This window comes from Veillonella magna, assembly GCF_959600285.1.
Lineage (GTDB): Bacteria > Bacillota > Negativicutes > Veillonellales > Veillonellaceae > Veillonella_A > Veillonella_A magna.
Genome location: NZ_CAUGKU010000007.1, coordinates 80,447 through 94,788, shown reverse-complemented (window position 1 = coordinate 94,788; position 14,342 = coordinate 80,447). Strand labels below are relative to the sequence as shown.

The following is a 14,342-nucleotide window of genomic DNA, read 5'->3' as shown; positions in this document are numbered from 1 at the left end:
TACAAGCAGTAGGAAAGGTGGTAGCCATGCAGCTTCTTCGTTTGGAGCTACGAGGATTTAAATCCTTTGCGGACAAAACTATAGTGAAATTTTCACCGGGCATGACTGCCATAGTAGGGCCTAACGGCAGTGGTAAAAGTAACATTACGGATGCCATGCGCTGGGTGTTGGGCGAATCGAATGTGCGTAATTTGCGTGGCCAGCGTTCGGAAGATGTCATTTTTGCGGGAACGGAAAAGCGTAAACCGCTCAGTACGGCAGAGGTGACTTTAGTCTTTGATAACAGCGATGGGCAATTACCGGTAGAGCGAGCGGAGGTAGCCGTAACCAGACGGTTGTATCGCACCGGGGAAAGCGAATTCTTTATCAACAAGCAAGCGTGTCGATTAAAGGATATTCATTTGCTTTTGGCGGACACCGGGCTTGGTAAGGATTCCATGGCCATTATCGGTCAGAATCGCGTGGATGCTATTTTAAACAGCAAACCGGAGGAACGACGTCTGATTTTTGAAGAGGTAGCCGGTATTGCTCGGTTTAAGCTCAATAAAGAAGAGGCATTGCGGCGCATTGGAACAACGACGCGCAATATGGAACGCGTGGCGGATTTAATGGCCAATCTATCGGAGCAAACGGAAAGCTTGGCAGAGAAGGCCGAGGCAACGCGCGAGTATAACCGCCTCAGTCGAGAACGACGGACCTATGAAGCCGTGCTGACTCTGCATGAGTATCGCACGGCGGATCGCTTATTTACGCGACAGGAAAACGATAAGCTGGCATTGGAAGCAGAGGATGTGGAATTGCAAACGACGGAGGCGACGACCGGCGCGGAAGAGCAACGGTTACAGCTGGCGTTGACGGAACAGCGCAGTGCGCTACGCACCTGTGAAGAGGATTACGCCAAAGCACAGCGCCGTGAGGCAGAGTGCGAAGGGGACGTACGTATGCTGCGCGAGCAAATGCGAACCATGGAAAAAGAAGCGGCGGATAAAAAGAGTCGCTTGGATGAATTGGATGCCTCTCGAGAAGCCGATTCCCAGCAGGTGCAGTTATTGGAAAAACTGATGGCTGACGAAGAAGCGGAGTTGGTATTGCTGCGTGCTAAAGAACGGGAAGCGGAGAGCGATTATACATCGGCTACGGCAGCATTGACGGCCGGGCAAGCATCGTTTATGGAGGCGCAACAAAAGGAGCGGACCCGGCGGGAACAGGAAATGGCGTTGATTGCGAAAGCGGAAAGCTATCGTTCGGATGTGACGGCGGCGGAAGACGAGTATCGGCGCTTAACGGAAAGTTTGGGGCGTTTGGAAACGGAAATCGAAGAAGCGCGCCGTGACACCGCATCTATTCGCGAAGGCTATGAACAGCTGACGACACAATTAACCGAGGCGGAAGCAGACGGACGTCGTTGCCGGGAACGTCAGAGCGAATGTCAGCAAACGATGCGCCGCTTGGAAAAGGAACAGCGCCAGAATCGACAACGGTTGGAGCAGGATAAAGGGCGACGGGAGCTGTTATCACAGTGGGCCGAACAGTACGAAGGCTACAGTGAAGGTACGCGAAACGTATTGAAAGCTACCTTGCCGTGGCGTAAGGCGGTGGCCGGTGCCGTAGCCGAATTATTTACGGTAGATGACACGTATGCAACGGCTATCGAAATTGCTCTCGGCGGCAGTGTCAATCACGTCGTAACCACTACGTCGCAGGTGGCCTCGCAAGCGGTGGCGTATTTGAAGGAAATCCAAGGCGGTCGCGTTACGTTTTTACCGCTGGAAGCGGTAAAGGGACGACGGCTTACATCACCGGCATTAGAAGAACCGCATGTTCAAGGGCTGGCTGTTGATTGCATCAAGTTTGATAACCGCTATGAGGGAATTTTTTCGCAATTATTGGGCAGAGTGATTGTAGTCGATACATTAGAGCATGCCATAGAGTTGCAGAAAAAATACCAGCATCGGTTGTCCGTAGTTACCTTGGGCGGTGAACAATTACAACCCGGCGGATCGTTAACGGGTGGTGCCGTAAAACGGCGGAAGGCTACTGTTATGGCACGCAAACGAGAAGCACAGCAACTGGACGAGCGCATCGCCGTAACGGAGCATCGCTTGGAAGTGGCCAAGGCAGAGATGGCAGCCTGTGAAACGGCACTGAGTGAAACGGATACAGCCTTGGAAGTAGCGACGGAGCGGTATCGCGATTTACATTTACAGCAAGCGAGTCGCGAGGCTACACTTACGGTAGCTAAGGAACGGTTGGAGCGCAAGGAACGAGTATATCATGACGAAACAGTGCGTCGCCGTGAATTGGAGACGCGCAGAGTTCAGCTTACACAGGCATTACAGGATGCCGAGCAACAGCGCACAGCGTTGTATAGCGAAGGCGAAAGTGCGGAGGATGAAGCGGAACGCGTGAAAGAGTTGGGGCGATTGCAGGAGGCCCAACAAAAAGCGTATGAAGTACTGAGTCAAGCGAAGTTGGCCGTTATGCAAGGAGACAATGCACAAGACGAACGACGTCGTACGATTCACGAAAAGAAGGGTGCCATTGCTTCTTATGAATTGCGTCGTCAACCGTTGTATACGGCTTGGCAAGAAGCCAGCGAAGCAATGCAGCATCATTTGCCGCAGGCGTTGTCGGAGGCAGAAACAACATTGAAGGAATGCCGTGCTACCATACAGACCATAGTGTCAGGCAAGGAGACATTTTACGGACGAATTAAAGAGTATGAGCAAGCTATCAATGAATTACGAGAGAGCCGTCAAGATAATGAACATCGTCTTCGTCAGGTGCAGCGCCGCTTAGGAGATATGCGCGAACAGCTGGCGAAGTATGAGGTACAGAAGGAGCAAGCCTTGGAAAGATTGGATGCTCTCGGCTTTACCCGTGAGGAAGCGCAAGCACTGCGCGTAGATGGTGCCGTTGCCGATTGGAAGACCGCACATATTACTTTATCTACGGCTATAGAAGCATTAGGGGCCGTCAATCCCAATGCTATCGAGGAGTATGAAGAGGCAAAGAATAAGCTTGCTTTCTATGAAGCACAGCAAAATGATCTGACCGAAGCGAAGGCGCAGCTAGAAACGGTAATCGAAGAAATTGACAAGGCGATGACCGAGCAGCTGTTGCAAGTGCTGGATATCGTGGGCGAACGCTTTCAGAGTATATTCAGTCAGCTGTTCGGCGGCGGACAGGCACAGATTGTAGTGACCGACCGGGAGCATATCTTGACGGGGGGCATTGATTTTTATATTCAGCCACCGGGAAAGAAGCGTCAGCAGCTGAGTTTATTGTCCGGCGGTGAACGGGCCTTGACGGTTATTGCGCTACTGTTTTCGTTTCTCGATTACCGGCCGGCACCGTTTTGCGTGTTGGACGAAGTGGATGCGGCCTTGGACGAAGCAAATGTAGAACGCTTCGGTCGGTATCTTAAAACCTTGGGTGAGGATACCCAATTCATCGTGGTATCCCATCGTAAGCGAACCATGGAGGCAGCTCATGTATTGCAAGGGGTAACGATGGTGGAACGCGGTGTATCGCGATTGCTCACGGTAACCTTAGAGGATGTAAAGGAGGATATGTAATGGCCTTAGGCTTTTTTAATAAAATAAAAAAAGGGTTGGAAAAAACCCGTAAACAATTTGTAAAAAACGTAGAACGCGTTGTTATCGGCTATGCGCAGATTGACGATGATTTCTTGGATGATTTGGAAGCCGTTATGCTCACCGGTGATTTAGGGGTGCGCACTACGGAGTATTTGATGAAAGAAATTCGTCGCGGTGTTACGGAAGGGATCATTAACAATACCGGCGATGTTATGCCTTTCATGGAAGCGCGCATTGCCGAAATGCTGGGTGCGCAGGAAGAAGAAATGACGTTGCACAATCCGGAGGTTATCTTAGTGGTAGGTGTCAACGGTGTAGGCAAAACGACGACGATTGCCAAGCTGGCGCATTATTACAAAGAAGAAGGTAAATCGGTTATTTTGGCAGCGGCCGATACGTTCCGTGCAGCTGCATCCGAACAGCTTACGATTTGGGCGGACAGGGCCGGTGTTCCCATTGTAAAGCATAAAGAAGGCGCCGATCCGGCAGCGGTTGTATTCGATGCCTTGGCCTCGGCGAAAGCCAAACAGGCCGATGTAGTCATCATTGATACGGCCGGTCGTCTTCACACCAAGACAAACTTGATGGAAGAATTGAAAAAAATAGGTCGCGTAGCCGATAAACAGGTACCGGGTGCACCGCATCAGACGCTGTTGGTACTGGACGGTACAACGGGACAAAATGCAGTAAGTCAGGCGAAACTGTTCGGTCAAGCCGTGCCGGTTAATGGCATTGTTGTTACGAAGCTGGACGGCACTGCCAAAGGCGGCGTAGTTATTTCCATCAAAGAGGAATTAGGGGTTCCCGTACGGTGGATCGGTGTAGGTGAAGGCATGGACGATTTGCGTCCGTTTAATGCCAAGGATTTCACGAATGCCTTATTTGCCAAAACCACGGAAGAGCAGCCGTAGAAACAGAGCAAGATAGAATAAAAAGAGAAGGCATAGGTACGCGAGACGAGATATGGGATTGTAAAGTTAGTAAGGAAGAATAGAAGGACAAAGAGAGAATGAATGTACGTACTATGACACGAGATGATATTATCGCTTATAGCGAACGTGAAAACGAAGTAAACCAATACGGCGCACCGAAGGAAGCCTTTGCTACCATTGCGGATCTTGTTATGTATATGGGGCGCGAATTATATCGCCCCATTACACGCCTGTTACTGGCAAATTGGCGCGAGCTGCAGGGGCGGTTGGCTTCCTTTAAAGACAGCGAATGGGAGCTACCTGCTAAAGTAGCTGACGAAAGCGGACTGGACAAGCGTTCGGTAGCATTACTTATTGAGGTATTGGAAGGACAAGACACGACAATTCAGGCAGAAGCCGGTAAGACGACACTGACCGCGGCAGAGCGCGCAATGATTCAAGAACACTTGCAGGCCAGTCGTACGGAGGTTCCGGCGGAACAGGAGCAGTAATATGGCGACGCCTACTATACACAGAAATTACAGCGGCGAGCCTACACCGTTTAAGGTGGAGGCTCCCTTTGCGCCTATGGGGGATCAACCGGCAGCGATTGATTCCTTGGCGAAGGGAATAGAAAACGGCGATTGGGCACAGGTACTCCTCGGAGCTACCGGCACGGGCAAGACCTATACGATGGCTAAGCTTATCGAACGGGTGCAAAAGCCGACGTTGATTATTGCCCATAATAAAACATTGGCGGCGCAGTTGGCCAGTGAATTTAAAAGTTTTTTCCCGAATAACGCCGTAGAATATTTCGTATCCTATTACGATTTTTATCAACCGGAAGCATATATCGCTTCTACCGACACATATATTGAGAAAGATGCGTCCATTAACGATGAAATCGATAAATTGCGCCACTCGGCGACGATGAGCCTTTTCGAACGACGGGATGTCATTATTGTAGCTTCCGTCAGCTGCATTTACGGCTTAGGCGATCCGGAGGATTACAGTGATCTGGTATTGTCTCTTCGCTTAGGGCAAGAAAAGTCGCGCGAAGAAATACTAAAAAAATTAGTGGATATTCAATACAGCCGTAATGATATGAATTTTACTCGTGGTACCTTCCGCGTTCACGGGGATACTATTGAAATTTTTCCGGCCGCTTACAGTGAAAGAGCGGTGCGGGTGGAATTGTTCGGTGACGAAATCGATCGCCTTGCGGAAATTGACGTACTTACCGGTGAGGTCGTGGCGGAGCGCAAGCATATTGCCGTCTACCCGGCATCGCATTATGTAACGACTAAGGATAAATTAAATCTGGCTATTCAACGAATCGAAGCCGAATTGGATGAACGCTTGGCACAGCTGAAGGCAAAGGATCGTTTGTTGGAAGCGCAGCGCTTAGAGCAGCGTACGCGGTACGATATTGAAATGATGCAGGAAATGGGCTATTGCTCCGGCATTGAAAACTATTCCCGTCTTCTATCGAATCGCAAGCCCGGTGAAGCACCGTTTACGTTGATTGACTACTTCCCCGATGATTTTATGATTCTCATTGATGAATCTCACGTGACCTTGCCCCAGCTGCGTGCTATGTATAACGGGGACCGAGCCCGCAAGGAGAACCTGATTGAATACGGATTTCGCTTGCCGTCGGCTCTCGATAATCGGCCTTTGAAATTTGAGGAGTTTGAAGAACGCATTAATCAAATTGTTTACGTGTCGGCTACGCCGGGACCCTACGAAATGGAAGTGCAAACCAATATTGCGGAACAGATTATCCGTCCTACCGGTTTGTTGGATCCGGTTATCGAAATTCGTCCCATCAAGGGGCAGATGGATGATTTGTTAGGGGAAATTCATCAGCGGACAAAACGTAACGAACGTGTACTGGTAACGACGTTGACGAAAAAAATGGCCGAGGACTTAACGGATTATCTCAAGGAAATGGGCGTGCGGGTGCGATACCTGCATTCCGATATTGCCACTATCGAGCGGGCCGATATTATACGCGATTTACGTGCCGGCGTATTCGACGTTCTGGTAGGGATTAACTTGCTTCGCGAAGGATTGGATATGCCGGAGGTGTCCTTGGTGGCTATCCTTGATGCGGATAAGGAAGGCTTTTTGCGCAGCGATACGTCACTGATTCAGACGATAGGTCGTGCGGCGCGCAATGAAAACGGGCGCGTTATTATGTATGCGGATCGCATAACCGGATCTATGGACAGAGCCATAGCGGAAACGAATCGTCGTCGCAAGGTACAGCAAGCATATAATGAAGAGCATGGTATTGTGCCGAAGTCGATTCGCAAAGAAGTAAAGAACCTTATTGATTTAACGAAACTGGAAGATGAAGAGCAGCCGACAAGTCGCAAGCGAGGACGACGCAGTAAAGATAGCACGGATACGTCTTCGCAAGTGGCGGAAACAACAGCTTCTTATAAAACAGGTGTGACGGCAGCAGCAGAAATGACTGCGGAGGATATATATAATCGGATTGAACGGTTAACCCGTGAAATGAAGGAAGCCGCCAAGCTGTTAGAATTTGAAAAGGCCGCTGCATTGCGCGATGAACTGGGTGAATTGCGTCAGCGTTGGTCTGATATGCATGAGGCAGGCCGGCGTAAACCGCGTGCGGCCAAGGGTCAGAAACAACAAAAGTGAAAGGAGTTGCCGTGAAGGATCAAATTATAGTAAAAGGAGCCCGTCAACATAATTTAAAAAATATTGATGTCAGCTTGCCGCGAGATAAGTTTATTGTCATTACCGGATTGAGCGGTTCCGGCAAGTCATCATTGGCATTTGATACCATATATGCGGAAGGGCAGCGTCGTTATGTGGAATCGCTTTCGGCGTATGCTCGACAATTTTTGGGGCAAATGGATAAGCCCGATGTGGATTATATCGAAGGACTGTCACCGGCAATATCTATCGATCAAAAAACTACCAGTCGTAATCCCCGTTCTACGGTGGGCACGGTGACGGAGATTTACGATTACCTGCGCTTACTATTCGCCCGTATCGGTAGAGCTTATTGCCCGTCTTGCGGCAAACCGATTACGCAACAAACCATCGAGCAGATGGTAGACGATGTGATGCGCTTGCCGGAACGAACGAAAATTCTCGTCATTGCGCCTGTATTGCGCGGCAAGAAAGGGGAACATAAAAATTTACTGGAACGGCTGCGCAAGGAAGGCTTTGTGCGCGTGCGTATCGATGGTACGATTCATACCTTGGAAGAAGAAATCAACCTGGAGAAGAATAAAAAACATAGCATTGAATTGGTTGTGGATCGTCTGGTCGTGAAGGAAGGCATCGAGTCGCGTTTGACGGATTCCATGGAAACAGCGGCGCAATGGGGCGAAGGCCTTGTGATCGTACAGGAGGTAGACGGGCCGGAGCATACCTATAGCCAACATTTTGCCTGCCCGGATTGTCAAATATCGCTGCCGGAAATCGAACCGCGCATGTTTTCCTTTAACAGTCCCTTCGGAGCTTGTCCGGCCTGCTCAGGGTTGGGCAGCACTATGGAGGTCGATGAAGACAGAGTGCTGTTGGACGGCGATACCAGTTTTGCGGACGGTGCCGTATTGCCTCTCAGTTCGAATCCCAATGCATGGTTCATGCGGCAGTTGGAAGGACTTTTGGAGGAATATGGCTACACGCTGGATAATTGCTGGAACGATCTTCCCAAAGAATTACAGGACAAGGTTATGAACGGCACGACGGAAAAGGTGCGTTTCGAATATGAAAATATGCGGGGGGAAATAAAAACATTCCATACCGAATATGAAGGAATTTTACCGATGGTGAAACGGCGCCACAGCGAAGCATCTACGGACAGCATGCGGGAAAGCTTTGAAGAATTTATGTCTATTAAGCCGTGTAAAACCTGTCACGGTGCGCGGTTAAAACCGGAAGCCTTGGCTATTCGCGTAGGGGATAAGAATATTGACGAAGTAACGCAGATGACAATCAATGAGGCCGGTGCGTATTTTAACGAAGTAGTATTGACGGAACGGGAACAGTTCATCGGTGCGCAGATTCTAAAGGAAATCAAGGCCCGTTTGCAATTTTTAAATGATGTAGGCTTGGATTATTTAACTATGAGTCGTAGTGCCGGTACGCTGTCCGGCGGTGAAGCGCAGCGCATTCGTTTAGCTACGCAAATCGGATCCGGGTTGGTAGGGGTCCTGTATATTTTGGACGAACCTTCTATCGGCTTGCATCAGCGCGATAATGATCGCTTGATTGCTACATTAAAGGGTTTGCGTGATTTGGGCAATACCCTATTAGTGGTAGAGCATGATGAAGATACGATGCTGGCTTCCGATTATTTGGTTGATATCGGTCCGGCAGCCGGTGAAAACGGCGGACAGGTTGTAGCGGCCGGCACGGTGGCGGAAGTTATGGCTAACGATGCATCTATAACCGGTCAATATTTAAGTGGTAAAAAATATATTGCTTTGCCGGAGCAGCGACGTAAGCCGGGCAAGCAGTATTTGGAAATCCGCGGGGCCAAGGAAAATAATTTAAAAGGCATCAATGTGAAATTCCCCATCGGTGTGTTTACGGTAGTAACCGGCGTCAGCGGTTCGGGAAAATCCACGTTAATTAATGAGATTTTGTATAAGGGCTTGGCCAATACGCTGTATCGTTCCCATCATAAGGTAGGAGCGCACAAAGAAATTCGCGGTACCGAATATATAGATAAGATTATTAATATCGATCAAAGCCCCATCGGGCGTACGCCGCGTTCCAACCCGGCTACTTATACAGGCGTGTTCGATGCGATTCGCGAGTTGTACAGTCAAACACCGGAAGCGAAGATGCGCGGCTATAAACAAGGACGTTTCAGCTTTAACGTGCGCGGCGGTCGCTGCGAATCTTGTCGCGGTGACGGTATTATCAAGATCGAAATGCATTTCCTGCCGGATGTGTACGTGCCTTGCGAGGTCTGCAAGGGGGCGCGTTACAATCGGGAAACCTTAGAGGTGAAATACAAAGGAAAATCTATTGCCGATGTGTTGAACATGGTCGTTGATGATGCGGTGGAGTTCTTTAAGGCGATTCCTAAGATTCACCGGAAGTTGGTAACGTTGCAAGAGGTGGGCCTGGGTTATATTCGTCTGGGACAGCCGGCAACGACTTTGTCCGGCGGCGAAGCGCAGCGAGTTAAACTGGCGACGGAATTGGCGCGGCGCAGTACAGGGAAAACCTTGTATATTCTGGACGAACCGACTACGGGACTTCACGCCGAAGATATTCGTAAGCTCCTCGATGTATTGCAGAAACTGGTAGACGGTGGCGATACGGTAGTTGTTATCGAGCATAACCTCGATGTGATAAAAACGGCGGATCATATTATCGATCTCGGTCCCGAAGGGGGAACGCGAGGCGGTACTATTGTGGCTACGGGTACACCGGAAGAGATCTGCCGAGTACCGGAAAGCTACACGGGGCGTTTTTTGGCACCTGTATTAGCCAAGACTAAGGCACATATGGAAGGAAAGATTGATGGTTAGCGAAGAATTACTGGAGAAAGTCAGCCATTTACCGACTACACCGGGGGTATATTTATGGCACGATCAGTACAAGCGAATTATTTATGTAGGTAAAGCAATCAATTTGCGCAATCGCGTGCGTTCCTATGTGCGCCACGATAGCCGACGTGCTCCTAAAGTGGAAGCCATGATGCGACGCGCCGTTGATGTGGAGGTTATACAGACAAAGACGGAAATGGAAGCGTTGATTCTGGAAGCTACCCTTATTAAGGAACATCATCCGCGCTATAATATTATGCTTCGCGATGACAAGACATATCCGTATGTGAAAATCACGGTGCAAGAGGAGTTTCCTCGCGTATTGATGACGCGGCGCATGGAACGGGACGGGGCAAAGTACTTCGGCCCTTTCACGGATGTAACGTCAGTACATCGTACGCTTAAGCTGTTGCGGCAACATTTTCCCCTGCGTACATGCCGCAATATGAAGGTGGACCGGCCATGTCTGCAATATCATATGGGATATTGCGAGGCTCCTTGCATGGGATATGTGAAGAAAGAACACTATGCGACGTACATTGACGAGATTGTCCATCTTTTTGAAGGAAAGCGTATTCCCTTATTGGATGTGCTGCAGCAAAAGATGGAAGCTGCCGCGGAGGAGTGGGACTTTGAAACGGCGGCGCTGTACCGCGATCAGCTGCAAAGCATTGAGAAGGTGCAGGAAAAGCAACGGATGGTGACGCAGCGCGGTGACATTGATGTACTGGGGATTGCTGCGGAAGGGCAACTGGCCTGTGTGCAACTCTTTTTTATTCGCAGCGGTCGCTTGTTGGGACGAGAAAATTATTTCGTGCAAAATGACGGTGATGAACCGGTGACGATTATGACGGAATTTATTAAGCAATATTACGGTGCATCTACATTTATTCCAAAGGAACTGTTATTGCCAATGGAAACGGAGGACCGTACGCTTTTCAGCGAATGGTTCAGTGCCATGAAGGGACAGCAGGTGGAAGTCAGTGTACCGCAGCGGGGTTATAAAAAAGATTTGCTTCGCATGGCGGAAGAAAATGCACATAATTTTTTGAACGAACGCCGTCGTCAATGGCAATATAATTTGGATAAAAGCGGCGGTGCGGTGAAAAAATTGGCAGAGGTGTTGGATTTACCGCGTTTGCCGGAGCGCATGGAATGCTTTGATATTTCTCATACCCAAGGAAGTGAAACAGTAGCCTCCATGGTTGTCTTTGAAGGCGGACGGCCGGCAAAAAAAGAATATCGCCGGTTTAAATTGAAAACCGTGCAGGGAAAGCCGGATGATTTTAAATCCATGGCAGAAATTATGGAGCGCCGCTACGGTAATGAACGGGATTGGCCCTTGCCGGATTTGATTATTATTGACGGCGGCAAAGGTCAGCTGAATGCGGCACTTCCGTTGATACGCAAGGTAGGTGTCAGCGATGTACCCGTTATTTCCTTGGCTAAGCGCATTGAAGAAGTGTTTGTGGAAGGCAAATCGGAAAGCATTATCTTGTCACATCATTCGCCGGAATTACAATTGCTCCAGCAAATTCGTGATGAAGCCCATCGTTTTGCCATTACGTACCATCGCAAGCTACGGGGCAAGCGCAATCTGGAATCCATTCTCGATCATATTGAGGGGATCGGCCCCAAACGCCGACAGGCACTGTGGAAGCATTTCGGTACTATGGAAGCCATCAAGGCGGCGACGGTGGAAGAACTGGCGGCGGCAGACGGCATGAATCATAAAGCGGCGGAAGCAGTATATCGTTTTTTCCGCTTGTCGAAGGATGAAAAAAAGAAAATTATCGAAGGCTGATATACATGTTTGACTATGGTCTTTATTTGGGATACTATGGTAATTGTGTGCAATATATTACCTAATTAACAGGAGAGTGATTCCAGTGCAGCAAAAATTATCATTGAGTTCGTCGATACTTATCGGCTCAATGTTGTTCGGCATGTTCTTCGGAGCCGGCAATTTAATTTTCCCGGTTCATATGGGACAGGAAGCCGGTGCTTCTGTATGGCTAGCGACAGTAGGCTTTCTTATTACAGCTATCGGGTTACCGTTTTTAGGTGTGGTAGCCATCGGTATTTCTCGAAGCAACGGCTTATTTGATTTGGCTTCGCGCATACATCCGACCTATGCGAAATTATTTACGGTGTTATTATATCTAACCATAGGTCCTGCGTTTGCTTTGCCGCGTACGGCTACGGTATCCTATCAAATCGGATTGGCACCGTATATCGGCGAAGCCTATCAGACGATGGCCTTGGCCGGTTTTACGTTGGCATTTTTTGTGGTAGCTTTATTCTTTGCCATGAATCCGGGCAAGCTGATGGTGTATATCGGAAAATTGCTCAACCCTTTATTTTTACTCTTTTTGGCAGTGCTTTTGGTGACGGCCTTGCTCGCACCTATGGGAAGTATTGCGGGAGCACCCGTTAGCGGCGATTATGTAAGTCATGCTTTCTTCAAAGGATTTACGGAAGGCTATAACACAATGGATGCACTGGCAGCGTTGGCATTCGGTATTGTCGTGGTGCGTGCCATGCGTGAATTGGGCGTGACCGAACCGAGTGCCATTGCCGGAGGTATTGTAAAATCCGGCATTGTTACGGTTATTTTAATGGTAGTTATCTATGGCTTCTTAGCGTATGTAGGGGCGTCCGGTGTAACGACGCTGGCCCTTTCGGCAAACGGCGGGATTGCTTTGGCACAAACGGCGGATTATTATTTTGGATCCGTAGGGGCTGTTCTTCTGGCTGTTATTGTTACCTTGGCCTGTTTGAAAACAGCGGTCGGTCTTATCAGTGCTTGTTCGGAAACCTTCGCCGATTTATTTCCGGCAAGTATGAGTTATAAACCGTATGCATATGTGTTTACCGTAGTCTCCTTTTTAATCGGCAATGTAGGGTTGACACAAATTATTACGTTGGCTATTCCTATTCTAATGCTCTTATATCCATTGACGATCACGTTGATTTTATTAACCTTTTTATCACCGTTGTTCCATCATCGTCGCGCTGTATATGCTTGGACTACGGGCTTTGCCGTATTGGCTGCTATCGGTGATGCATTGAATACATTGCCGGCAGTGCTAGCGCACACGGCAACGGTGCAAAGCATACTGGCTGCATACGGGCAATTGCCGTTTTTCGATATAGGCATGGGATGGGTGGTGCCATCGATTATCGGTTGTATTATCGGCTGTATACATGCGGCTTTTTCGCGTGCCCAAGTATAACGCATCTATAATTTCACTGATCATGTACGGCTATATTAATTAAGTAGGAGGAATGCTCCATGAATATTTGTGTTACCGGCGGGGCCGGTTTTATCGGGTCCCATTTGACAGATCGTTTGATTGAAGAAGGACATCGGGTTCTTGTGATTGATAATTTATTTACCGGCAGTCGTGAGTTTGTCAATGGTAAGGCTGATTTTCGTGAAATGGATATTCGTGATACAGCATTGACGCAGGTATTGCTGGAATTTAAACCGGATTATGTATTTCACGAAGCAGCACAAACGATGGTGCCTGTATCCATGGAGAAGCCTGCATTGGATTGCGATATCAATCTGATGGGATTGATTAATGTCCTTAATGCGTGTCGGGCTGCTAATGTTAAAAAGTTGATTATGCCATCCTCCGCAGCCGTGTATGGTGATTTAGATACGTTGCCGTTAACGGAAGCTATGCAGGGGGCACCGTCCTCTTTTTACGGTTTGACGAAGCTGACGACGGAAAGTTACTTGCGTATCTATAAGGAAGCCTTTGGTCTTGATTATATTTGCTTCCGCTACTCCAATGTGTACGGGCCTCGCCAGGGGCACGGCGGTGAAGGCGGTGTTATCAGCATATTCTGTGAACGTTTAGCTAAGGGACAAGGCGTTACGGTATATGGTGATGGTGAGCAAACCCGCGATTTTATTTATGTAGGCGATGTAGTGGAAGCTAATATGTTGGCGTTGCAGCATATGGAATGTAGCGGTGTGTATAATGTAAGCACCGAAGTAGGGACTTCTTTGAATACACTACTTGGCGAATTAAAAGTTATTATCGGAACCGATATTGATATCAGCTATGAGCCGACTCGTACCGGCGATATAAAACACTCAAGATTAAGTATCAAAAAAAGCAATAATGACCTTGGATTTAGAGCAAAAATAGATTTGACAAGTGGCCTGAAAACAACGTATCATTATTTTGCAGATATGGAAAATTTTGATATGTAAAGGTGATAATATATTACACTTTTACATATGTGTCAATGAAAATTATCTATGACAT

The 14,342-nt window shown here is 48.5% G+C and carries 8 protein-coding genes; all 8 read left to right on the top strand.

Annotation, left to right across the window (positions count from 1 at the left end):
• The first annotated feature begins 26 nt into the window (after nt 1-26).
• The 8 genes from smc to Q5873_RS05460 all read left to right on the top strand — a co-directional run bounded on the left by smc (nt 27) and on the right by Q5873_RS05460 (nt 14,287).
• Nucleotides 27-3,578, top strand: coding sequence for a chromosome segregation protein SMC (smc, locus tag Q5873_RS05495; RefSeq protein ID WP_303059722.1), 3,552 nt, complete (start codon nt 27-29; stop codon nt 3,576-3,578).
• Nucleotides 3,578-4,510, top strand: a complete 933-nt coding sequence (gene ftsY, locus Q5873_RS05490) for a signal recognition particle-docking protein FtsY (protein WP_303059721.1) — start codon at nt 3,578-3,580, stop codon at nt 4,508-4,510. Before smc ends, ftsY begins: the two co-directional genes overlap by 1 nt.
• A gap of 98 nt (nt 4,511-4,608) precedes the next feature.
• Nucleotides 4,609-5,022 (top strand): hypothetical protein, encoded by a 414-nt coding sequence (locus tag Q5873_RS05485; RefSeq protein WP_051245875.1) that lies wholly within the window; start codon nt 4,609-4,611, stop codon nt 5,020-5,022.
• A gap of 1 nt (nt 5,023) precedes the next feature.
• The gene (uvrB, locus tag Q5873_RS05480; protein WP_288300936.1) at nt 5,024-7,180 is read left to right on the top strand and encodes an excinuclease ABC subunit UvrB; all 2,157 of its coding nucleotides are present in this window, start codon (nt 5,024-5,026) and stop codon (nt 7,178-7,180) included.
• 11 nt (nt 7,181-7,191) lie between these two features.
• Entirely contained in the window at nt 7,192-10,041 is a 2,850-nt protein-coding gene (uvrA, locus tag Q5873_RS05475; protein WP_303059717.1) for an excinuclease ABC subunit UvrA, read from the top strand.
• Nucleotides 10,034-11,863, top strand: a complete 1,830-nt coding sequence (uvrC, locus tag Q5873_RS05470; protein ID WP_303059716.1) for an excinuclease ABC subunit UvrC — start codon at nt 10,034-10,036, stop codon at nt 11,861-11,863. The genes uvrA and uvrC overlap by 8 nt, the downstream gene beginning before the upstream one ends.
• An 85-nt stretch (nt 11,864-11,948) precedes the next feature.
• On the top strand, nt 11,949-13,295 hold the full coding sequence (gene brnQ / locus Q5873_RS05465; protein WP_303059715.1) for a branched-chain amino acid transport system II carrier protein: 1,347 nt from the start codon (nt 11,949-11,951) through the stop codon (nt 13,293-13,295).
• A 59-nt stretch (nt 13,296-13,354) separates the two neighbouring features.
• Complete coding sequence (locus Q5873_RS05460; protein WP_303059714.1) at nt 13,355-14,287, top strand: NAD-dependent epimerase/dehydratase family protein; 933 nt, start codon at nt 13,355-13,357, stop codon at nt 14,285-14,287.
• Nucleotides 14,288-14,342: the final 55 nt, after the last annotated feature.